General features: G+C 64.3%; 17 protein-coding genes and 3 pseudogenes. 14 read left to right on the top strand and 6 right to left on the bottom strand.

Features of this window, described 5'->3' with window-relative positions:
• The first annotated feature begins 57 nt into the window (after positions 1-57).
• The 11 genes and pseudogenes from motB (at position 58) to G4G31_RS19555 (ending at position 9747) form a co-directional block, all read left to right on the top strand.
• Positions 58-996 carry a flagellar motor protein MotB gene (motB, locus tag G4G31_RS19605; RefSeq protein WP_182989022.1) on the top strand — a complete coding sequence of 313 codons (939 nt, stop codon included), beginning with the start codon at positions 58-60 and terminating at the stop codon, positions 994-996.
• A gap of 25 nt (positions 997-1021) precedes the next feature.
• On the top strand, positions 1022-1570 hold the full coding sequence (locus tag G4G31_RS19600; RefSeq protein WP_182989021.1) for a chemotaxis protein: 549 nt from the start codon (positions 1022-1024) through the stop codon (positions 1568-1570).
• A 44-nt stretch (positions 1571-1614) separates the two neighbouring features.
• A complete protein-coding gene (locus tag G4G31_RS19595) occupies positions 1615-1980 on the top strand; it encodes a response regulator (RefSeq protein WP_136218645.1) in 366 nt (121 codons plus the stop codon).
• A 49-nt stretch (positions 1981-2029) separates the two neighbouring features.
• Positions 2030-4162, top strand: coding sequence for a chemotaxis protein CheA (gene cheA / locus G4G31_RS19590; RefSeq protein WP_182989020.1), 2133 nt, complete (start codon positions 2030-2032; stop codon positions 4160-4162).
• Positions 4163-4182: 20 nt separating this feature from the next.
• Complete coding sequence (locus G4G31_RS19585) at positions 4183-4671, top strand: chemotaxis protein CheW (RefSeq protein WP_182989019.1); 489 nt, start codon at positions 4183-4185, stop codon at positions 4669-4671.
• Positions 4672-4732: 61 nt separating this feature from the next.
• Positions 4733-5587 (top strand): CheR family methyltransferase, encoded by an 855-nt coding sequence (locus G4G31_RS19580; protein ID WP_182989018.1) that lies wholly within the window; start codon positions 4733-4735, stop codon positions 5585-5587.
• A 42-nt stretch (positions 5588-5629) separates the two neighbouring features.
• A complete protein-coding gene (cheD, locus tag G4G31_RS19575) occupies positions 5630-6223 on the top strand; it encodes a chemoreceptor glutamine deamidase CheD (RefSeq protein ID WP_182989017.1) in 594 nt (197 codons plus the stop codon).
• A gap of 19 nt (positions 6224-6242) precedes the next feature.
• Entirely contained in the window at positions 6243-7307 is a 1065-nt protein-coding gene (locus G4G31_RS19570; RefSeq protein WP_182989016.1) for a chemotaxis response regulator protein-glutamate methylesterase, read from the top strand.
• Between the two features lie 125 nt (positions 7308-7432).
• On the top strand, positions 7433-7825 hold the full coding sequence (gene cheY / locus G4G31_RS19565) for a chemotaxis response regulator CheY (protein WP_182989015.1): 393 nt from the start codon (positions 7433-7435) through the stop codon (positions 7823-7825).
• Between the two features lie 2 nt (positions 7826-7827).
• Positions 7828-8470 (top strand): annotated as a pseudogene (gene cheZ / locus G4G31_RS29460) (protein phosphatase CheZ).
• Positions 8471-8539: 69 nt separating this feature from the next.
• A pseudogene (locus G4G31_RS19555) lies at positions 8540-9747 on the top strand (EAL and HDOD domain-containing protein).
• A 464-nt stretch (positions 9748-10211) separates the two neighbouring features.
• On the opposite strand, the gene G4G31_RS19550 reads toward G4G31_RS19555, so the two are convergent.
• The 6 genes from G4G31_RS19550 to metG form a co-directional block, all read right to left on the bottom strand.
• Positions 10212-10976 carry a PilZ domain-containing protein gene (locus G4G31_RS19550; RefSeq protein ID WP_229425127.1) on the bottom strand — a complete coding sequence of 255 codons (765 nt, stop codon included), beginning with the start codon at positions 10974-10976 and terminating at the stop codon, positions 10212-10214.
• A 224-nt stretch (positions 10977-11200) separates the two neighbouring features.
• Positions 11201-12040, bottom strand: a complete 840-nt coding sequence (gene panC, locus G4G31_RS19545; protein ID WP_182989014.1) for a pantoate--beta-alanine ligase — start codon at positions 12038-12040, stop codon at positions 11201-11203.
• A gap of 41 nt (positions 12041-12081) precedes the next feature.
• Positions 12082-13008 carry a ScpA family protein gene (locus G4G31_RS19540; protein WP_182989013.1) on the bottom strand — a complete coding sequence of 309 codons (927 nt, stop codon included), beginning with the start codon at positions 13006-13008 and terminating at the stop codon, positions 12082-12084.
• Positions 13009-13020: 12 nt separating this feature from the next.
• Positions 13021-13221, bottom strand: coding sequence for a DUF3460 family protein (locus tag G4G31_RS19535; protein ID WP_182989012.1), 201 nt, complete (start codon positions 13219-13221; stop codon positions 13021-13023).
• A gap of 73 nt (positions 13222-13294) precedes the next feature.
• Positions 13295-14611 (bottom strand): hypothetical protein, encoded by a 1317-nt coding sequence (locus tag G4G31_RS19530; RefSeq protein ID WP_182989011.1) that lies wholly within the window; start codon positions 14609-14611, stop codon positions 13295-13297.
• A gap of 201 nt (positions 14612-14812) precedes the next feature.
• Positions 14813-16963 (bottom strand): methionine--tRNA ligase, encoded by a 2151-nt coding sequence (gene metG, locus G4G31_RS19525; RefSeq protein WP_182989010.1) that lies wholly within the window; start codon positions 16961-16963, stop codon positions 14813-14815.
• Between the two features lie 144 nt (positions 16964-17107).
• On the opposite strand from metG, the gene apbC reads away from it, so the two are divergent.
• From apbC to G4G31_RS19510, 3 genes and pseudogenes are all read left to right on the top strand, one after another.
• Entirely contained in the window at positions 17108-18196 is a 1089-nt protein-coding gene (apbC, locus tag G4G31_RS19520; RefSeq protein ID WP_182989009.1) for an iron-sulfur cluster carrier protein ApbC, read from the top strand.
• Positions 18197-18212: 16 nt separating this feature from the next.
• A pseudogene (locus G4G31_RS19515) lies at positions 18213-19231 on the top strand (RNA methyltransferase).
• A 159-nt stretch (positions 19232-19390) separates the two neighbouring features.
• The gene (locus tag G4G31_RS19510) at positions 19391-21925 is read left to right on the top strand and encodes a diguanylate cyclase domain-containing protein (protein WP_182989008.1); all 2535 of its coding nucleotides are present in this window, start codon (positions 19391-19393) and stop codon (positions 21923-21925) included.
• Positions 21926-22045: the final 120 nt, after the last annotated feature.

The following is a 22045-nucleotide window of genomic DNA, read 5'->3' as shown; positions in this document are numbered from 1 at the left end:
CGCTGCTCGCCGCCCGTACGCCTTTTCGACGACTCAACCTGACTGCACGGAAACACCATGGCCGATGAAGGAATGCGCCCGATTATCGTCAAGCGGATCAAGAAGACCGCTGGCGGGCATCATGGCGGCGCCTGGAAGATTGCCTACGCCGACTTCGTGACGGCGATGATGGCCTTCTTCCTGTTGATGTGGCTGCTTGGTTCGACCTCCAAGGGCGACCTCGACGGTATCTCGGAATTCTTCAAGAACCCGCTGAAAGTGGCGATGTCGGGCGGTTCCGGCTCGGGCGACAGCTCGTCGGTGATCAAGGGCGGCGGCGAGGACCTGACGCGCCGCAACGGCCAGGTGAAGAAAGGCGACACCCAGACCAACCACAAGACCTACGACCTGAACGACGCCAAGGAAGTGCTGGAACGCGCCGAGGGCGAGCGCCTGGCCGCGCTGAAGGCGAAGATCGAATCGGTCATCGAAGCCAATCCGCTGCTGAAGAAATACCAGAACCAGCTGCTGCTCGACATCACCAGCGAAGGCCTGCGCATCCAGATCGTGGACGAGCAGAACCGTCCGATGTTCGCGTTGGCCAAAGCCACGCTGCAGCCCTACACGAGCGACATCCTGCACGTGCTGGGCCTGGTGCTGAACGATGTGCCGAACCGCATCGGCCTGTCCGGCCACACCGATTCGACGCCGTATTTCAGCGATGCCGGCTACAGCAACTGGGAACTGTCGGCCGACCGTGCCAACGCCTCGCGCCGCGCATTGGTGGTGGGCGGCCTGTCCGACGACAAGATCCTGCGCGTGGTGGGACTGGCCGCGGCCGCGCCGCTCGACCGCGCCGACCCGTTCAACCCGATCAACCGGCGCATCAGCATCATCGTCATGAACAAGCGTACCGAAGAAGCGGTCATGCGCGACGCCGCCACGCTCGACGTACCCGCGAACGATGTCAAGGCCGATCCGAAGGCGGCGGCGGCGATGACCGCGGCGGCGAAGTAAAGCCGGAAGAGGCCTGGAGATGATCATGACAAGAAAAAAGATTTTGGGATCGCACGTGAAGCGCCTGCTGTCGGGCGTCTCCACGCACGGGCGGCGCCACCTGAGCGAGGTCGAGACCGACCTGCTGCAGACGGAATTGCTGCTCGAAGAAGCGGTCGAAAAACTGACGGCCAGCTTCCTGGCCATCCATGGCGCCGTCGGTGCGCGCCAGGAGACGATCGACCGCCTGCTCGCCAGCGGCACCCTCTCCGCCGAAGACAGCGCCGCGCTGGCGGCGACATCAAGCGAGATCGGCACCCACGTCAACACGGCCATTACGAGCATGCAGTTCCAGGACATGACGAGCCAGCTGATTGAGCGTACGCTCAAGCGCGTGGCCGGCCTGCGCGACTTCCTCGGCACCCTGGACGAGCACAATGCCGACATCCGGCCCGAAACATGCAGCGAGGAAATCGTCGAGCGCCTGGGCAAGGTCAGCATGGCGCTGGCGATCCAGTCCCTCGAGCTGCGCAGCGTGCTGCGCAAGTCGGTCGAACAACAGCATCTCGAAAGCGGCGACATCGAACTGTTCTGACAGTTCGTTCACCCTCTAACCCAAGAAAACAGCAGGAGCACAACATGGCTAAAACAATTCTCGCGGTCGACGATTCGAGCTCGCTGCGCCAGATGGTGGCGTTCAGCCTGAAAGCCGCCGGTTACCAGGTGGTCGAAGCCGTCGATGGCCAGGATGGCCTCGACAAGGCGAAGAACCAGGTCGTCGACCTGGTGCTGACCGACCAGAACATGCCGCGCATGGATGGCCTGTCGCTGATCAAGCATCTGCGCGGCCTGCCCGAGTACCAGAAGGTGCCGATCCTGATGCTCACCACCGAATCGTCCGACGAAATGAAATCGAAGGGCCGCGCGGCCGGTGCCAACGGCTGGCTGGTCAAGCCTTTCGATCCGCAGCGCCTGATCGAAGTCGTCAAGAAAGTGATCGGCTGATTGCGATGATGCAGCAGCACATGCTCGGGAATATGCGCAGGATTTCACCATGACGATCGACATCAGCCAGTTTTACCAGGTCTTTTTCGACGAGGCCGAAGAGCTGCTCGCCGAAATGGAGCGGCTGCTGCTCGGCGTCGACGTCGGTGCGCCCGATGCCGAGGACCTGAACGCGATTTTCCGCACCGCGCACTCGGTCAAGGGCGGGGCCTCGACCTTCGGTATCACCGACATGAGCGAAGTCACGCACGTGCTCGAAAGCCTGCTCGACCGCATCCGCAAGGGCGAGATGGCCCTGACGAGCCAGCACGTGGACGCCTTCCTGGCGGCCAAGGACACGCTCAAGATGCAGCTCGACGGCCACCGCAATGGCGCCGCCGTCGACCAGGACACGGTCGCCAACGTGCGCATGATGCTGCACGACCTGTCCGAAGGCCTGGTGCCGGCGGCCTCCATCGTTGCCCCGTCCTTCCTGCACGCCGAGCCGAAGGCGCAGACGGGCGAAGGCGCGCGCCGCTTCAAGATCGAACTGCCGAACGTCGAACAGCGCGACATCAACGCGCTGGTGGACGAACTCGGCCTGATGGGCCGGGTCTCCGTCACCCCGCTCGACGGCGGCCGCACCGCGCTCGTCATCACCACCCACGAGAGCCTGGACGACATCATCGCCATCTGCTCGTTCGTGCTCGACCCGGAAGACCTGAAGATCTTCGAGGCGCCGCCCCTCACGCCCGAGCAGCGTGCGCTGGAAGCGGCGGAACGCGCCCGCATCGAGGACGAGCAGGGCTACGGCTTCTTCGACCCGGCCGACGAGATCGCGCCCGCCAGCGCCGAGCCGTCGGACGACGAGCGCGGCTACGGCTTCTTCCAGCCGATCGAGCAGATCCGTGCGATGGCGCAAACGAGCCCGCCCGCCGTCAAGGCCGTCGCCGTCGCCGCCGAGCTCCAGGAAGTCGAGAAAAAGGCTGCCAAGAAAGACGAGAAGGGCGCCGAATCGTCGTCGATCCGCGTCTCGGTCGAAAAGGTCGACCAGCTGATCAACCTGATCGGCGAACTCGTCATCACGCAGGCGATGATCGAGCAGCGTTCCAGCAATCTCGACCCGATGCTGCACGAGCGCCTGCTGTCCTCGGTGTCCCAGCTGACCCGCAATACCCGCGAACTGCAGGAAGCGGTGATGTCGATCCGCATGATGCCGATGGACTTCGTGTTCTCGCGCTTCCCGCGCATGGTGCGCGACCTCGCCGGTAAACTCGGCAAGAAGGTCGACTTCATCACCCACGGCGCCGCGACCGAGCTCGACAAGGGCCTGATCGAGCGCATCGTCGATCCGCTCACCCACCTGGTGCGTAACAGCATCGACCACGGCATCGAGATGCCGGAAGCACGGGCTGCCGCCGGCAAGTCGGAAGCGGGGCGCCTGTTCCTGTCGGCCGGCCACCAGGGCGGCAACATCGTCATCGAAGTGGCCGACGATGGCGGCGGCCTGAACCGCGAACGCATCCTGGCCAAGGCGGCCCAGAACGGGCTTGCCGTATCAAGCAGCATGAGCGACACCGAAGTCTGGCAGCTGATCTTCGCGCCGGGCTTCTCGACGGCCGATGTGGTGACCGACGTGTCCGGCCGCGGCGTCGGCATGGATGTTGTCAAACGTAACATCACGGCCATGGGCGGTTCGGTCGATATCCGCTCCGCGCGTGGCTTCGGCACCACGATTTCGATCTCGCTGCCGCTGACCCTGGCCATTTTGGATGGCATGACCATCCGCTGCGGCGAAGAAATCTATATCCTTCCATTGGGGTATGTGGTCGAGTCGCTGCAGCCGCGCCGCGAAGACATCCGCGACATCGCCGGCCGCGGGCAGGTGCTGAAGGTGCGCGGCGAATACCTGCCGCTGCTCAAGCTGCATGCCTTCTTCGGCATCGAACCGCAGTCGCTCGAGCCGGCCGACGGCATCGTCGTCATCCTCGAGTCCGAAGGCAAGCGCGCGGCGCTCCTGATCGACGACCTGGTCGGCCAGCAGCATGTGGTGGTGAAGAACCTGGAAGCGAACTACCGCAAGGTGGCGGGCATTTCCGGCGCCACCATCCTGGGCGACGGCGGCGTCTCCCTGATCCTCGACGTGGCGGCCCTGGTCCGCTCGTCGCGCCAACTGGCCGACGAGGCAGTGGCCTCCATTTGAATTACAACAAGGAAAGCATCATGTCCATTACCCAGACGATCGCCCACGACGGCGCCGGCAGCGAATACCTGGCCTTCACGCTCGGTTCGGAAGAATACGGGATCGATATCCTGAAAGTGCAGGAAATCCGCGGCTACGAAGCCGTCACCCGCATCGCCAATGCGCCGGAATTCATCAAGGGCGTGATCAACCTGCGCGGCATCATCATTCCCGTGGTGGACATGCGCATCAAGTTCAAGCTCGGCACCCCGACCTACGACCAGTTCACGGTCGTGATCATCCTGAACATCGGCGGGCGCGTGATGGGCATGGTGGTCGACAGCGTGTCGGACGTGACCACGCTCACCCCGGACCAGATCAAGCCGGCCCCTGACATGGGCACCGCCTTCAGCAACGATTACCTGATCGGCCTGGGTACGGTGGATGAGCGCATGCTGATCCTGGTCGACATCGACCGCCTGATGTCGTCCGCCGAAATGGGTTTGATCGATAACAAGCTCGCGGCGTAAGTCGAACGGCACCGAGCAATGGAACCCGGCTCGCCGGCAAAGACTTCAAGGTTAAGGCAACGTGCCGTTACATAAATCCGACACCGTCAAGGAATTTGATTTCACGCGCGCCGACTTCGAGCGCGTGCGCGCCTTGATCTACCGCCAGGCCGGCATCTCGCTGGCCGATAGCAAGCAGGAAATGGTCTACAGCCGCCTGGCGCGGCGCCTGCGCGCCACCGGCATCGTGTCGTTCGCGAAATACCTCGACGACCTGGAAGCGGGGCGCATGAAGGAAGAGTGGGAAGCGTTCACCAATGCGCTCACCACCAACCTGACCTCGTTCTTCCGCGAAGCCCATCACTTCCCGCTGCTGGCCGAGCACGTGCTGGCCCTGCGAGGACGCGAGCCGGGCCCTTTGACCATCTGGTGCTCGGCCAGTTCGACGGGCGAAGAGCCGTATTCGATCGCGATGACGCTGTGCGAGGCCTTCAATACCCTCACGCCGCCGGTGCAGATCGTCGCCACCGACATCGATACCAACGTCCTGGCCACGGCGGGCGAAGGCGTGTATGGCCTGGACCGGGTGGAAAAGATGTCGGAAGAGCGCCTGAAGCGCTTTTTCTTGCGCGGCAAGGGCCGGCACGAAGGCATGGTGCGCGTGCGCCAGGAATTGCGCCAGCTGGTCAGCTTCCGCCAGCTCAATTTGCTGAGTGACAACTGGCCCGTGAGCGGACAGTTCGACGCCATCTTCTGCCGCAACGTGATGATCTACTTCGACAAGAACACCCAGCGCCAGATCCTGTCCCGCTTCGTGCCCCTGATGAAGCCGCATGCGCTGCTCTTTGCCGGCCACTCCGAAAACTTCCTGTACGTGTCGAATGCGCTGCGCCTGCGCGGCAAGACCGTCTACGAACTCAGCGATCGTCGCGCCTGACGCACCCGCAGATCGCACCCGACGCGCACCACAGGAAAATCCATGAACAGCCAGTTCGCCACCAATGTCTACTATGACCGCACCTTCGATGTCGATGCGGCCAAGATCTTGCCGGGCGAGTATTACTACACCGCGAAGAACATGCTGATCGTGACCGTGCTCGGTTCCTGCGTGTCGGCCTGCATCCGCGACCGCATCAGCGGCCTGGGCGGCATGAACCACTTCATGCTGCCCGACAGCGGCGACGGCAGCAGCCCGGTCTCGGCGTCGATGCGCTACGGCACTTTCGCGATGGAAGTGCTGATCAACGACCTGTTGAAAGCGGGCGCCCGCCGCGAGAACCTGGAAGCGAAGGTGTTCGGCGGCGGCGCCGTGCTGCGCGGCTTCACGGCGATGAACGTCGGCGAACGCAATGCCGCTTTCGTCACCAGTTTCCTCAAGACCGAGCGCATTCCCGTGCTGGCCGAAGACCTGAACGACATCCACCCGCGCAAGGTGTATTTCTTCCCGCGCACGGGCAAGGTGCTGGTCAAAAAACTGATGCAAACCCAGAACGATACGCTGGCCAAGCGCGAGCTCGACTACGCCAAGCGGCTCAAGGTCGAGCCCGTGGGCGGCGATATCGATTTGTTCTGACCTGTCTGAAGGATTACGAATGAAAACCAAGGTCCTGATCGTCGACGACTCGGCCCTGATTCGCAGCGTGATGAGCGAGATCGTCAACTCGCAGCCCGACATGGAAGTGGTGGGCACGGCGCCCGATCCCCTCGTCGCGCGCGACCTGATCAAGAAAACCAACCCCGACGTGCTCACGCTCGATGTCGAGATGCCGAAGATGGACGGCCTCGATTTCCTCGAAAAGCTGATGCGCCTGCGCCCGATGCCGGTGCTGATGGTGTCGAGCCTGACCGAGCGCGGCTCGGAAATCACGATGCGCGCGCTGGAACTGGGCGCGGTCGATTTCGTCACCAAGCCGAAGATCTCGATCCAGTCCGGCATGCGCGAGTACACCGAACTCATCACCGACAAGATCCGGGCGGCCAGCCGTGCCCGCGTCAAGGCGCGCACGCTGCAGGCGAGCGGGCAGACGACGGCCTTGCCGGCGCTGCGCAGTCCGCTGACTTCGTCGGAAAAGCTGATCATCATCGGCGCCTCGACCGGCGGCACCGAGGCCATCCGCGAATTCCTGATGCAGATGCCCTCGGACTGCCCGGGCATCCTGATCGCCCAGCACATGCCGGAAGGCTTTACTTCCTCGTTCGCCAAACGCCTCGATTCGCTGTGCAAGATCAGCGTCGTCGAGTCGCAGGGCAACGAACGGGTGCTGCCTGGCCACGCGTATATCGCCCCCGGCCACTCGCACCTGCTGCTGGTGCGTTCCGGTGCCAACTACATGACCAGGATCGAGCAGACCGACCCGGTCAACCGCCACCGTCCGTCGGTGGACGTGCTGTTCCGCTCCGCGGCCGTGGCCGCCGGCAAGAACGCGGTCGGCGTGATCCTGACGGGCATGGGTAAAGACGGCGCTGCTGGTATGCTTGAAATGAAGAACGCGGGCGCGCACAATTTTGCCCAGGACGAGGCCTCGTGCGTCGTGTTCGGCATGCCGCGCGAGGCCATTGCCCTGGGCGGCGCCCACGAAGTCGGCGCCTTGACCGCCTTGCCGGCTATGGTGCTGGGTCACCTGGCCGCCCACGGCGGACGAGCGTTGCGCGTTTGATCCGGATTACGCCCTTTTCGGCCTGTTTTATCGCCGTACGGCAACAAAAATGCTATTCTTGAGGTTGCTTGTTGCAGCGACTCAAGCCACACTAACCATTAGTAGAAGAATCAACGGAGTATTTCATGGCTGATCCAAAGATGCGTTTCCTGGTTGTTGACGATTTCTCGACGATGCGCCGCATCGTCAAGAATCTGTTGAAAGAACTGGGTTACGCGAACGTCGACGAAGCGGAGGACGGCGTCCAGGGCCTGGCAAAGCTGCGCAGCGAGCAGTTCGACTTCGTGGTCTCCGACTGGAACATGCCCAACATGGACGGGCTGACCATGCTGCAGAACATCCGTGCCGATCCCGCGCTGGCCAAGCTGCCGGTGCTGATGGTGACCGCGGAAGCGAAGAAGGAAAACATCATCGCGGCGGCCCAGGCCGGCGCCAGCGGTTACGTCGTCAAGCCGTTCACCGCGGCCACCCTCGACGAGAAGCTGAACAAGATCTTCGAGAAAATGGAAAAGGCCTGAGCATGGTCGAGCCTATCGCCGATCAGGCTTCGCATGACGAAGTCCTGATCCGGGTCGGCCACATGACGCGCACGCTGCACGACAGCCTGCGCGGCCTGGGCCTTGACAAGCTGGTCGAGAAAGCCGCCAGCGACATTCCCGACGCACGCGATCGCCTCGACTACGTGGCACGCCTGTCGGAGCAGGCCGCCAAGCGCGTGCTCGACGCCACCGATACGGCAAGCCCGCTGCAGGACGCCATCGAGAGCCGCAGCGCCGAGCTGCGTGCATCCTGGCAGGCGCTGCTCGACGGCGGGGAGCAGGGGTGCCGGCGACGGCGCCTGGCGCGCCCTGGCCGAGCGCAGCATCGCCGTCATGCGCGAGAACGAGCGCGCCGCGGCTGCCACCCGCTCCGAGCTGATGAACATCATGCTGGCCCAGGACTTCCAGGACCTGACCGGCCAGGTGATCGGCAAGATCACCTCGATCGCCCAGGACCTGGAAAAGCAGCTGGTGCAGGTGCTGATCGATTTCGCGCCGAGCGAAATCAAGCGCGAGCTCGATAACGGTCTCCTGAACGGCCCCCAGATCAAGCCCGAGGGCAACGTCGAGGTGGTGGCCAACCAGGGCCAGGTCGACGACCTGCTCGACAGCCTGGGTTTCTGAGGACGGCGGCAGTGCCGCCGTTTTCACTCCCGCATTGCTACCTCATTGCTAAACTTCCGCGACTGATCCATGCATCACACCAACTTTATTGTGCGCGAACCGCTGCTCGATCCTGCGCAGCGTGTCATCGGTTACGAATTGCTGTGGAAGCACGGCGAAGGGGCAGTAACGGACGCCGACCTCGAAGCCCTCGTCGGCTTCGTGGCCGAGCATTTCAATGACGACGAGGACGGCTGGCTGCTGCGCGACAAGCTGCTCTTCCTCGATGCCGTGCCGGCGATGCTCTCGACCGACGCCCTGTTTGCCTTGCCGCCCGAGCGCACCGTGCTGAGCCTGCAGGCGCGCCACCTGATGGATCCGGACACGCGCGCCGCCGTGCAGGCGGTGCGGGCCGGCGGCGTCGGCGTCTCGATCCGCGGTCTCGAGGTCAAGCACCTCACCCCGGCGCTCGCGCCCTACGCCTCGCACATCGAAATGCGCTTCTCGGGCGTGGACGTCGGCGCCCAGGCGCGCACCTACGCGCAGCCGCCCGGCAGTCTTCGCTGCGCATGGTCGGCCGGCCGGTGACGAACTGGGTCGACTACGATGCCTCTGCGGCGCTGGGCCTGGACGCGTTCGTGGGCAAGCTGCACCTGACCCCGCGTCCCGGCAACCCGGTGAAGGGCCTGAACCCGACCCAGACCGTCATCCTGCAGCTGATGCAGATGGTGCAGAACAACGAAGACATCCCGAAGCTGGAAAGCGTGTTGAAGCGCGACCCGGCGCTTACTTACAAGCTGCTCAGGAACATCAACTCGGCCGGCTTCGGTGCCGGGCGCGAAGTGCAGTCGATCCGCCAGGCGATCAGCCTGATGGGCTATGCGCCGCTGTACCGCTGGCTGACCCTGCTGCTTGCCAGCGCCAGCACCAGCGGCTATTCGCCGGTGCTGATGGAAACGGCGGTGGTACGCGGCCGCCTGACCGAACTGCTGGGCCAGGCCGCGCTGGGCAAGGGCGAGGGCGAGAACCTGTTCGTGGCAGGCATGTTTTCGCTGCTCGACCGCCTGCTTGGCCTGCCGATGCAGGAAGTGCTCGACACCATCCCGCTGCCGACCGAGGTCGTGCACGCGCTGCTGCGCCGTGAAGGCAAGTACGGCCAATACCTGGCGCTGGCGGAAGCCTGCGAACTGAGTTCGCACCTGGTCGGTTCGCTGGCCGGTTCGCTCGAGCTCAGCCCGCTCGACGTCAACAAGGCGCACCTGTCGGCGCTGGCCTGGGCCCAGGCGGTCACGGCGTAGGATGGAAGGCTTGTCATCAGGCCCCCAGCCTGAATGGCCTTACGCGTTCAACCCACGCATGGGCAGCCAGGAATCGTAGGGTGGGCTCTTGAGCCCACGCGGTGCAACGTACGCGGTTCGAAATACGACGCATCACCCGAAGCGCTTGCATGTCGGATGTTTGCGTTTTCCGAGGTATGCAGCAGTACGACAGCGTGGGCTCAAGAGCCCACCCTACGGCTACTGAATGACCCCATGCGTTCACATCGCGCATGCAGGGCCACGAATCGTAGGGTGGAGTCGTCATTGAAGCCCCGGCTTCAATGACGCCACGCGGTGCAAGGTCAGCGGTTCGAGATCTGAGACCCGACCGGAACGCGCGCACTCTCATCCTGCGCACCGCGCAGCCTTCCTGCGTCCGACGACGTGGAGCCGGGACTCCACCCTACGGTTCTCGCGAAGCAGCCTCCGCGGCTGCGCTCTTCTCAAGCCGCGGGCCGTCCCCGATTCGAGGTCACCAGGCGCTCCAGCGTCTGCTGCATCTGCATCTCGATATTGCTGATGGCGCAGCCGACCTGCACCTGCTCGCCCAGCAGGAAGCTGCGGAAAGGGCGTAGCAGGCGGATTTCCAGGTCGGCGACAATCGTCAATGCCGGTCCCAGCTGCAGGCGCACGCTGCGCAGCTTCCTGCCCAGGTACAGCTCGGCCGCCTGGTCGGGCGTGGCACGCAGGCCAACGCCGCTTGTCGAGTAATCGCACAGGGGCAGTTCGAACTGTTTGTTGAGCAGGGTGAAGCTTGCCGCATAGCTGCCGTTGACCGGCGTATCCAGACGGGGCGAGGCGCGCCGGTTGAGCACCAGGCAGGTGTCGGGGAATACGGCCGGCACCAGGTTGGGCTGGCCGGGCAGGGCGGCCCAGTCGCCCTCGAGGTCGAACTGCAGCTTGGCGTTGCCGGCGAGGGCAGCCACGAAACTCGCCCGGCCTGGAGGAATGACGGCGCCATCGGCGATGTCCAGCGTGAAATGCGGGTCTTCCGGATGCACGGACTCGACGCGGCACAACAGCGGCTCGGCCAGCCCGGCCGGGTAGATCGTCAGCGGCTCGCCGGTGCCGGCGAGCGTCGACAGGGTCTCGCCGATGTCATAAGGATCGCGCATCTCGTGTGCCGGAGCGCTGGCGGCGATGCGCGCGATCAGGTCGGTGGCACGGGGCGGACCCTTGCGGGGCGGGCGGGAGGAAATGTCGGTCACGGAGGAGGTCCTTGCAGCAATAGCCTGAGAGCGCCTAACATGACCGCCATAGCCGCCTTGCGGCTCCCTGCCGTACAGTTGTACTGTCTTCGTCGCCGCGTCGGGTGGCCGCATCCCTTGCCCTGACGGTTATGTTAGGCGCTCCTAGTATAAACCGCCGGGCCGGGTGTTGCAAAACGTTAATTCCTATTTGCAAAATGGTACGCTGCTTCGTCGGCGCGGCCTCAGATTTCCAGGTTGTCGATCAGGCGCGTGGTACCAAGCTTGGCCGCCGCCAGCACCACCAGCGGCGCGCCCTGGGCGAGGTCGCCGGCGTTCGGCGCTTGCAGGTCGGCGCGCTTGCGTATCGAAATATAGTCCGGCTTCCAGCCGCGCGCGGCCAGCTGGGCCATGGCGTCGCGCTCGACCGAGAAGATGTCGAGGTGGCCGTTGCGCATCTCATTGGCGACGAAGTTCAGCGCCTGGTACAGGGCCGGCGCCTCGGCGCGTTCTTCGGGAGACAGGTACATGTTGCGCGACGACAGCGCCAGGCCGTCTTCAGCGCGCCAGGTTTCAGCGCCGATGATCTCGGTCGGCAGGGCGAACTGGCGCGCCATGTTCCGGACGATCATGAGCTGCTGGTAATCCTTCTTGCCGAACACGGCCACGCGCGGCTGCACGCAGGAAAACAGCTTCGTCACCACCGTGCAGACGCCGTTGAAGAAGCCTGGACGGAACTCGCCTTCGAGGGTATTGCCGAGGGTGTCCGGCGGCTGCACGCGGTATTCCTGGGGTTCCGGATACAGGTCGCGCTCGGTCGGCGCGAACAGCACATAGACGCCTTCCTTTTCCAGTTTCTCGACGTCGGCCTGGAAGGTACGCGGGTACTTGTCGAAGTCCTCGTTCGGACCGAATTGCAGGCGGTTGACGAAGATCGAAGCGACCACGGGGTCGCCATGCTTGCGCGCCAGGCGCATCAGCGACAGGTGGCCCTCGTGCAGGTTGCCCATCGTCGGCACGAAGGCGGTGCGCAGTTGGCCGCGCAGCTGGTCGCGCAGTTCGTCAATGGTCGAGATGATTTTCATGATATGGATACGGTAGGGTGAGGAGGCGGCAAGGCGCGGGCTTATGCCGGCGAGTATGCCAGCCTCACGTAAATCGGTGCGAACGGTTCCGCCTGGGTAATTTCAACCAGCGTTTCCTTGGCCAGTTCGAGCAGGGCGACGAAGTGCACGACGACGATCGGCACCGAGCCCTGGCCGGCGAAGAGTTCACCGAACTCGACGAAGCGTTGCGACTGCAGCGTGCGCAGGATGGCCGACATGTGCTCGCGCACCGACAATTCCTGGCGTCCGATGCGGTGGTGCTGGGTCAGGCGCGCGCGCCGCACGACGTCCAGCCAGGCACGCTGCAGATCCTGCGGTTCGACCTGGGGCAACAGCGGCGCCAGGCCTTGCTCGACGGGCAGCGAAGGGCGCTGGAAATCACGTCCTTCCTGCGGCAAGGCGCCCAGCTGCAGGGCGGCCAGCTTGATCTGCTCGTATTCCAGCAGGCGGCGCACGAGTTCGGCACGCGGGTCGCCGACATCCTCGACGAGGTCGTCCTGGCGCCGCGGCAGCAGCATGCGCGATTTGATTTCGATCAGCATCGCCGCCATCAGCAGGTATTCCGCCGCCAGCTCCAGGTTGCTGCGCCGGATCTCCTCGACATATTCCAGGTATTGCAGGGTCACCTGCGCCATCGGAATATCGAGGATATTGAAGTTCTGCTTGCGGATCAGGTACAGCAGCAGGTCGAGCGGGCCTTCGAAGGCGTCGAGGAAGACTTCCAGCGCGTCCGGTGGAATGTACAGGTCGTTCGGCATGCGCAGCAGCGGCTCGCCATACAGGCGCGCGATCGCTGCCGCGGCGATGTCGTCGAGGTCGGGCGAAGTGGAGTCGGGAACGGACACGCCCTCGGGCACCTGGTCCTCCGGCAGGTCTGCATCGTCGATCACGGCATCAGCCGGCGCGTCCTGCACGGCCCCGTCCTGCGCGGCCCGGTCCGGCTGCATGCTTGCCGTCCTTTAGACCTTCGACTGGTACGGATAGGCGCCCTGGCGCAGGCGCGATTGCTTGATGCGCTCCTGTTCGTCCAGCGAAATCGGGGCCTTGTCCCACAGCAGGGAACGGCCTTCCTGCTGGCGCTCTTCCATGCCCGGCGTTTTGGACTTCAGTTCCTCGATGAATTTGGTGTGGTCGGAAACGTAAGCGCTGAATTTTGGCATTGTAATGACTAAGAAAAAGTAAAGCCGGGACGGCGACGCAGATTGTTCTGCCCAGCCGTCCCGGCGTCAAGGTTTATGCATGCAGGGCGTTGAGCTGACGGGCGATGATGTCGTGGCTCAGCCACACAACCGGTGCAATCTTTTCGGATGCACCATAGAACATCAGCGGGCCGGCACCTTCCAGCACCAGGGCCGACAGGTGGTCGGTGATCAAGGCCTTGCGATCCTTGTGCAGGGCGGTGATCTCTTCCGAGGTACCGATCATCACGTCGGCCAGCTCGGGCGTGTTGTCCATCGGCCAGGCTTCGAAATTGCGGAAGTGGGCGCTGGTCGCATCGTTGTTGTATTTCTCGATGGTGTCGAGCAGCGACTGCAGCGATGTGCCTTCGCCTAAAAGCTCCTGGCAGATTGCCCATTGTTTCTCAGCCCATTCTCCGCCGCCTTCGCGCTTGAGCGCGGTGAGCAAGGGGAACAGCGACAGTTCGACGCCGACGAAAATGTCCGACGAGTTGGTGCGGATTTCCGGGCAGTTGAAGACCGTCGCGGCAATACCCTGGTTCCAGGCCGCCTGGGCCACGCTTTCCAGGCGCATCTTGGCGTAGCCCTGGGTGTAGTTGGTATAGGTCTGCCACTGGTACTTGCCGCCGATCAGGATCTCGGTGCCGTGGTAGCCGTAGGCCGTGTAGCGCACTTCGCCGCCGGCTTTCGTCACGCGTTCACGGATCGTGCTCGAGGCGTCGATCAGGTATTTCAGCGTGTTGGCGGTGACTTCGTCGAAGTTCATCAGGATCAGCTTGCCCAGGTCGCTCTCCAACAGGGCGCGCGAAGACATGAAGCGGTCGCCGCGGCCTTTGTAGATGCGGTTGGCAATGGCCAGGAAGGCCTTGATCTTCGGGATGCCACCGGCCATCGTGTGGGCGAAGAAGACGTTCGCGCCTTCCGGGATCAGCTTGTCGATCTCGCCCATCACCTGGGCGGCGTTGGTGGTGAAGCGGCGCACGCCGGCTTCGCGGCAGCGCTCGATCTTTTCCCAGTCCAGCTTGTCTTCCTGCCAGCTCTTCAGGGTGATACCCGAGAGCATTTCCGTTGGATTCTGCTCGCCCTCCGGCGCATCCATGTCGAAACCGGCCATCAGCGGCACATTGATGATGCGTCCGCCCAGCTTTTCCTCGGCTTCCTGGTGTTCTTCAAGAGTCAGGGCGCGCAGGGCGCCGGTCTCGTCGCGGCGGCCGACGGTGATGCCGACGATGGTCATGCCCGACTTGCGCGCCTCATCGATCAGGCCGTTGACATAGCCACGGCCGAACAGCTCGCCGAACAGGACGAAGACGTCGCCCTTGCGGAAGACATTGGCGGTAGGGATGTGGCGGAGGGGAGTCAATTCGGTCATTTATTATCTGCCTAACAAGGGGTTTGAAGGAGCATCCGGGAGCGTGCGACACATCCGCTGACATTCCTGGCTGCGATGTTTCTTCAAAAAAACGGCATTATAACGCCGCCGCGCGCCCCTGGAACGCTATCGAGGGGCGGTGGCGGCAGGTTTCGGGGCGCGCCAGGCATCGAATGGCGTGCGCACCCTGCGAAGTCTTGCTTACCTGATACGCATACCCGGGGTGGCGCCCGGCATCGGATCAAGCAGGTACAGGCCCGGGTTCGCCTTCTCGTCGGCGCTCGATGCGCACAGCACCATGCCCTCCGAAACGCCGAACTTCATCTTGCGTGGCGCCAGGTTGGCCACCATCACGGTCAGCTTGCCGACCAGGTCTTCCGGCTTGTAGGCCGACTTGATGCCCGAGAACACGTTGCGGTGGCGGCCTTCGCCAACGTCCAGCGTCAGGCGCAGCAGCTTGCCGGCGCCTTCGACGTGTTCGCAGTTGACGATGCGGGCCACGCGCAGGTCGATCTTCGTGAAGTCGTCGATCGAGATTTCGGGTGCGAGTTCTTCGATATCGGCCGCTTCGGTCGCGGATTGCTCCGGGGCCAGGGCGGCTTCGGCCAGGCCGGCGCTGGTCACGACGGCGGCAGGGCCCGCCGGAGCCGGCTTGTCGAACAGGTTTTCGACCATCTTGGCATCCACGCGCTGCATCAGGTGACTGTAGGCGCCGATCGTGCGGCCGAGCATGGCGCCCGTCACGGCCTCGCCCTGGGTGTCGGCCCAGCTGAAGCCTGCGTCGCCGAGGAATTCCGCGACACGCGCAGCCACTTGCGGCAGCACCGGCGAGAGCATGATCGTCAGCTGGCGGAACAGGATCAGGGCGACGGTGCAGACTTCGTGCAGTTCCGCCACCCTGGTCTCGTCCTTGGCCAGCAGCCAGGGCTTGTTCTCGTCGACGAACTGGTTGGTGACGTCGGCGATTTCCATGATCTCGCGCAGCGCCCGGCCATATTCGCGGGCCTCGAAAGCGGTGGCGATGCCTGCCTGGCGTTCCACACCGTCGACCGTCAAGGCCTTTGCGATCCAGCCGCGGGCCGACTCCGACAGGTTCGCGGCCAGCTTGCCGTCGAATTTCTTGGTGATGAAACCGGCGCAGCGGCTGGCGATGTTGACGTACTTGCCGATCAGGTCGCTATTTACGCGGGCCACGAAATCGTCGCCATTGAAGTCCAGGTCTTCCACTTTCGCGTTCAGCTTGAAGGCCAGGTAATAGCGCAGCCACTCCGGGTTCATGCCCAGTTCCAGGTAGCGCAGCGGCGAAATGCCGGTGCCGCGCGACTTCGACATCTTTTCGTTGTTGACCGTCAGGTGGCCGTGGACGGCGACGCGCAGCTTGTCGATGATCGGGTGGCCCGAGAAGTTCAGCATTGCGGGCCAGAACAGCAGGTGGAAGGAGACGATGTCCTTGCCGATGAAGTGCACCTGCTCCGCGTTCGGGTCTTTCAGGAAGGCGTCGAAATCGAGGCCCTGTTTTTCAAAATAGTTCTTCAGCGACGCCAGGTAACCGACCGGCGCATCCAGCCACACATAAAAGAACTTGCCCGGCGCGTCCGGAATCGGGATGCCGAAATAGGGTGCGTCACGGGAAATATCCCAGTCGGCCAGCTTTTCGCCGGATTCGCCCAACCACTCCGACACTTTGTTCACCATTTCCGGCTGCAGGCGGCCCGGGGTGTTCAGCCACTCCTTCAGGAAGTGGAAGCAGCGCGGGTCGGACAGCTTGAAGAAGTACTGCTCGGAAGGCTTCAGGACCGGGGTCGAGCCGGTGAAGACGGAATACGGGTTGACCAGTTCGGTGGGCTGGTAGGCGGCGCCGCAGACTTCGCAGTTGTCGCCGTACTGGTCCTTGGCGTGGCATTTCGGGCATTCGCCCTTGATGTTGCGGTCGGCCAGGAACATGCCCTTGACCGGGTCGAAGAAGCGGTCGACGGTTTTCGTGACGATCAGGCCGGCATCAACCAGTTTGCGGTAGATGCCCTGCGAGAGTTCCACGTTTTCCGGCGAATCGGTCGAGTACCAGTTGTCGAAGGCAATGTGGAAGCCGTCCAGGTACTGTGGGCGGCCGGCGGCGATCCTGGCGACGAATTCCTGCGGGCTCAGGCCTTCCTTTTCGGCGGCGATCATGATCGGCGTGCCGTGGGTATCGTCGGCGCAGACGAAGTGCACCTGGCGCTCTTTGTCTCCGTCGCGCTGCATTCGCTGGAAGCGGACCCAGATATCGGCCTGGATGTACTCCATCATGTGACCGATGTGGAAGGCGGCGTTGGCGTAGGGCAGGGCGGTGGTGACGAACAGCTTGCGGGTCATGGTCGACGCTATGAGTTAGATGAAAAAAACATTTTACCAGCGGATGGCTCCAAGAACCTATCTGCGCTTACCGGCATTTGCCATTCGGGCAAGAGCCGATTCGTCAATTTTTGCTACACTGCGCCCATCACATTGGAGAAACACATGAGCATCACTGCAGACGACGTCAAGGCCGCACTGGCAAAGGTCATCGATCCTAATACGGGCAAGGACTTCGTGTCCTCGAAATCGGTCAAGAACGTCCAGGTGACGGGGCCAGACGTCGCCCTCGACCTGGAGCTGGGTTATCCGGCGAAAAGCCAGGTCGCTTCGCTGCGCACTGCCGCCGTGAATGCGGTCAAGGCGCTGCCCGGCGTAGGTAATGTCAGCGTCGGCGTCCAGGTCAAGATCGTCTCGCACGCGGTGCAGCGCGGCCTGAAAGTGATGCCGAACGTGAAGAACATCATCGCGGTCGCTTCCGGCAAGGGCGGCGTCGGCAAGTCGACCACGGCGGTGAACCTGGCCCTGGCCCTGGCCGCCGAGGGCGCCAGTGTCGGCGTGCTCGACGCGGACATCTACGGCCCCTCGCAGCCGATGATGCTCGGCATTAATGCACGCCCGGAGAGCCTGGACGGCAAGACCATGGAGCCGCTGGAAAACCATGGCGTGCAAGTGTCCTCGATCGGCTTCATGATCGATCCGGACGAGCCGATGGTCTGGCGCGGCCCGATGGTAACCCAGGCGCTGCAGCAATTGCTCGAGCAAACCAACTGGCGCGACCTCGATTACCTGATCGTCGACATGCCGCCGGGCACCGGCGACATCCAGCTGACCCTGTCGCAAAAGGTGCCGGTTACCGGCGCCGTGATCGTCACCACGCCGCAGGACATCGCGCTGCTCGACGCGCGTAAGGGCCTCAAGATGTTCGAGAAGGTCGGCATTCCGATCATCGGTGTGGTCGAGAACATGAGCACCCATATCTGCTCGCACTGCGGCCACAACGAGGCGATCTTCGGTCACGGCGGCGGCGAGAAGATGTGCGCGGATTTCGGCGTCGACTTCCTCGGCGCGCTGCCGCTGACGATGTCGATCCGCGAGCAGACCGATTCCGGCCGCCCGACCGTGGTCGCCGATCCAGACGGCGCCGTAGCCGCCGTCTACAAGGAGATCGCGCGCAAGGTGGCGGTCAAGGTGGCCGAGCGCGTAAAGGACATGTCGGCGAAGTTCCCGAGCATCGTCGTCAAGAACGACTGACGCAGGTCGCCAGTCCATGCGCATCGAGGCGATCCGCGCACGGCTGGCAAGCCTGGGCGCGCTGCCGGAGCACGGGGCGCGCGTACTGCGCGACTGGGTGCAGGGCGCGCCGCACGATCGCGGCCGGCGCCGCCCCGCGGATTACCTGCCGAAGGCGGTGCGCGAGGCCTTGCCCGCGCTCGACCTGGAACTGGCTGATCTGGCGCGCGTGCTCAGCGAGCATCCGGCTGCGGACGGCTCGGCCCGGTTGCTGGTAGGCCTCGCCGACGGGCAGGCGGTCGAAACCGTGCTGCTGCCGCGCGATGGCGTGTGCGTCTCGAGCCAGGTGGGCTGCGCGGTCGGCTGCCAGTTCTGCATGACCGGGCGCGACGGGCTGCTGCGGCAAGTGACCAGCGGCGAGATCGTCGCCCGTGGGTACTGGCGCGGCGCCTGCGGCCCGTGAGGAAAGTGGTTTTCATGGGCATGGGCGAACCGGCCCATAACCTCGACAATGTGCTCGAGGCCATCGAACTGCTGGGCATCGAGGGCAATATCGCCCACAAGAACCTGGTGTTTTCGACCGTCGGCGACCCGCGCGCCTTCGAGCGCCTGCTTGCCGGGCGCGTGAAGCCGGCGCTGGCCTTGTCCCTGCATACCACCAAGCCGGCACTGCGCGCCGAACTGTTGCCGCGTGCGCCGCGCCTGTCGCCCCAGGAACTGATTGCGTTCGGCGAGCGCTACGCGCGCCAGACCGGGTATCCGATCCAGTACCAGTGGACCCTGCTGGAAGGGGTGAACGACGGCCAGGATGAGCTGGACAATATCGTCGCTCTCCTGCGTGGCAAGTACGCCATCCTCAACATGATCCCTTACAACACGATCGATGGCCTCGCTTTCCGCCGCCCGAGCTGGGAGCGCGCGCGGGAGATCGCCGCCCACCTGCATGGCCGCGGCGTACTGACCAAGCTGCGCGATTCGGCCGGGCAGGAGGTCGATGGCGGCTGCGGCCAGCTGCGCGCGCGCGCAGGCCGCATGATCGTCCTGAAGCAGGCCTGAAGTTTCTCCCACGCCAACTCGACCGTTTTGTTTGTCAAGCGTTGCGCGCATGTTTTTCCGCGTTGAATCTGTTTAAAAATAAAGTCTGTAAAAAATTTCCTTTTTACACTGGCGTTTGACCTCATTCGCCATGCGGCTGCCAAGCCGTACCAAGGACATATGAACAGCACCTGCGCGCGATGGAGCGACCGTTACCTGGTTGCAACTCATTGGTTCATTCCAGCCGCCATCCTGCAAGGGCCGGCCGCGGTCCGCACCCGCGCCGAGAACGTCGTCAACGCGACGCTGCTGGCCGGCACCGCGGGGCCCTTTTATGCGCTCGCCTACGGGATGCTGGGCTTCGGCACGGCCGCCGCCGAGATCCTCGCCTGCTGCCTCTTCATGCTCGCCGCTCCGATGCTGCTGCGCGCCAGCGGCAGCATCTGGGCCGCGCGCGAACTGTTCCTGTGCGCGTTGTTCTTCAATTTCAGCTGGCTCAGCTTCCACCTGGGCGGGATCAGCGCGCCCACCGCCAGCTGGCTGATCACCGCGCCGCTGGTGGCGATGTTCCTCGGCGGTCTGGCCAGCGCCCTGTTCTGGCTGGCGCTCAGCTGCGGCGCGGCCGGCGTGCTGTATTCGCTGCCGGCGGCGGCCCTGCCGGCCCATCCGGTCTCGGACATGGCGCTCTTGTACCTGGTCTGCCATCTGGGCCTGTTCGTGGTGGTGCTGGTGTTCGCGCTGCTGTTCGAGCTGTCCAAGACCCAGGGCTTCGTCAAGCTGGAGCAGGCGCTGGGAACGATCAACGAGCTGGCGATCCGCGACGAGCTCACCGGCAGCCACAACCGGCGCTACCTGATGCGCCTGATCGAACATGAAAAGGAACGCAGCGACAGGAGCGGCCGTCCGTTCTGCCTGTGCCTGCTCGACATCGATTTTTTCAAACGCATCAACGACACCTGGGGCCACAGCGCGGGCGACACCGTATTGCGCGCCTTTGCCGGGGTCGTGCAGGCGCACGTGCGCGCCAGCGACAGTTTCGGCCGCTACGGCGGCGAGGAATTCCTCCTGATGCTGCCCGAAACCGGTCCGGCCGAGGCCCCGGTGCTGGCCGAGCGCGTGCGCGTGGCGATCGAGAACCTGCGCTGCGTCGAGGGCGGCAGCGAGATCGCGCTGACGGTGTCGATCGGCGTGGCCCAGTACCAGATGGGCGAGGCGATCGGCCTGGCCGTCGGCCGCGCCGACGAGGCGCTGTATCTCGCCAAGTCGAGCGGGCGCAATCGCGTGATCTGCCATGGCCAGGACGAGGCCACCGGAATGCTGGCCCTGCGTGGCGGCGCGCCCGATGCACTGGACGAACGCGAGGACCTGGGCGCCAGCGTCGGGCGCATGCTCGACGGCGTGGGCTGCGACCAGCTCACCGGCCTGCTCAACCGGCGCCTGCTGCGCGACCGCCTGCGCCATGCGATGGACCGGGCCGACCGCAATGCCCGTCCGGTCGCGCTGCTGCTCCTGAATATCAACAAGTTCAAGGAAGTCAACGATGCCCTCGGCTACGAGGCCGGCGACGCCTTGCTGGTGCAGGTCGGCGCCATCATCCGCGCTTGCCTGCGCGACTGCGACACCGTGGCGCGCTGGAGCGGCGACGAATTCGTCGCGCTGCTCGAAGACCTGGCCGACGAGGGCGACGCGCGCCAGGTGGCGGAGAAAGTCCTCGACCGCTTCGGGCTGCCGCTCGCCACCGGCGGACGCGACTGTTTCGTCACGCTGTCGGTCGGCGTGGCGCTGTACCCGGCCGAGGACTGCGACCTCGATGCCCTGCTCAAGCGCGCCGACATCGCCATGCGCAGCGCGCGTGCCTGGGGCGAGAACAGCGTGCGCATGTATTCGAGCGCGGCTTGCGCCCCGCATAACGAAAGGCTGACCCTGAAGAACGGCCTGCGCGACGCGCTCGCGCGTGGCCAACTGTATATCGAGTACCAGCCCCAGGTCGACCTGGCCACGCGCCGCATCGAGGGTGTCGAGGCGCTGCTGCGCTGGCAGCATCCGGTGTACGGGCGCATCGATCCGGGCCGCTTCATTCCGCTGGCCGAAGAGACGGGGATGATCGTCCCAATCGGTGACTGGGTGCTGCGCACCGTCTGCGCCCAGAACCGCGCCTGGCGCGATGCCGGCCTGCCGGGCGTGAAGACGGCCGTGAACCTGTCGGCGCGCCAGCTGCGCCACCCCGGCATCGCCGCGCGCGTGCTGGAGATCGTCGACGCAACCGGCCTGCCCGCCGGCTGCATCGACCTCGAAATCACCGAAGGCATCCTGATCGAGGATCTCGAGGCCAACCGCCGCATCATGGGCGAATTGCGCGCGGCCGGGGTGCTGGTCTCGATCGACGACTTCGGCACGGGCTACTCCAGCCTGAACTACCTGTCCGAGCTGCCCGTGGACATCCTCAAGATGGATGGCCTGTTCGTGCGCCGCCTCGGCCAGGGCCCGCGCACGCGCTCCTATGCGATTGCCGAGGCGATCGTGGCGATGGCGCACCGGCTCGACTTGAAAGTGATTTCCGAGTCGGTCGAGACGCCCGAACAACTGGCCGACCTGGCCGCGATGCGCTGCGACGAGGCCCAGGGTTACCTGTTCCACCGTCCGCTGCCGCCCGAGCAGGTCGGGGCGCTGCTGGCACGCCAGGCGCAGCAGCTGGCGGCGCCCGTCCCGGCCTGAACGTTCTTGCCGATCAATCAGCAGTCAACGAGGAGGTGTACCGTGCACGAAGAAACCCCGGTCTTCGAGCGGGACGACGATATTGCCGAGTTGGGCGCTTGCGGCGCGCTGCGCGGCAGC

The sequence above is a fragment of the Massilia sp. Se16.2.3 genome (genome assembly GCF_014171595.1).
Lineage (GTDB): Bacteria > Pseudomonadota > Gammaproteobacteria > Burkholderiales > Burkholderiaceae_D > Telluria.
This window is presented reverse-complemented; position numbering and strand designations above follow the sequence as displayed.

Bases quoted from the DNA above. Each gene is read 5' to 3' on its own strand.
- motB (WP_182989022.1), top strand. From the start codon at position 58: ATGGCCGATGAAGGAATGCGCCCGATTATCGTCAAGCGGATCAAGAAG.
- G4G31_RS19600 (WP_182989021.1), top strand. From the start codon at position 1,022: ATGACAAGAAAAAAGATTTTGGGATCGCACGTGAAGCGCCTGCTGTCG.
- G4G31_RS19595 (WP_136218645.1), top strand. From the start codon at position 1,615: ATGGCTAAAACAATTCTCGCGGTCGACGATTCGAGCTCGCTGCGCCAG.
- cheA (WP_182989020.1), top strand. From the start codon at position 2,030: ATGACGATCGACATCAGCCAGTTTTACCAGGTCTTTTTCGACGAGGCC.
- G4G31_RS19585 (WP_182989019.1), top strand. From the start codon at position 4,183: ATGTCCATTACCCAGACGATCGCCCACGACGGCGCCGGCAGCGAATAC.
- cheD (WP_182989017.1), top strand. From the start codon at position 5,630: ATGAACAGCCAGTTCGCCACCAATGTCTACTATGACCGCACCTTCGAT.
- G4G31_RS19570 (WP_182989016.1), top strand. From the start codon at position 6,243: ATGAAAACCAAGGTCCTGATCGTCGACGACTCGGCCCTGATTCGCAGC.
- cheY (WP_182989015.1), top strand. From the start codon at position 7,433: ATGGCTGATCCAAAGATGCGTTTCCTGGTTGTTGACGATTTCTCGACG.
- panC (WP_182989014.1), bottom strand. From the start codon at position 12,040: ATGAAAATCATCTCGACCATTGACGAACTGCGCGACCAGCTGCGCGGC.
- G4G31_RS19540 (WP_182989013.1), bottom strand. From the start codon at position 13,008: ATGCAGCCGGACCGGGCCGCGCAGGACGGGGCCGTGCAGGACGCGCCG.
- G4G31_RS19535 (WP_182989012.1), bottom strand. From the start codon at position 13,221: ATGCCAAAATTCAGCGCTTACGTTTCCGACCACACCAAATTCATCGAG.
- G4G31_RS19530 (WP_182989011.1), bottom strand. From the start codon at position 14,611: ATGACCGAATTGACTCCCCTCCGCCACATCCCTACCGCCAATGTCTTC.
- metG (WP_182989010.1), bottom strand. From the start codon at position 16,963: ATGACCCGCAAGCTGTTCGTCACCACCGCCCTGCCCTACGCCAACGCC.
- apbC (WP_182989009.1), top strand. From the start codon at position 17,108: ATGAGCATCACTGCAGACGACGTCAAGGCCGCACTGGCAAAGGTCATC.
- G4G31_RS19510 (WP_182989008.1), top strand. From the start codon at position 19,391: ATGAACAGCACCTGCGCGCGATGGAGCGACCGTTACCTGGTTGCAACT.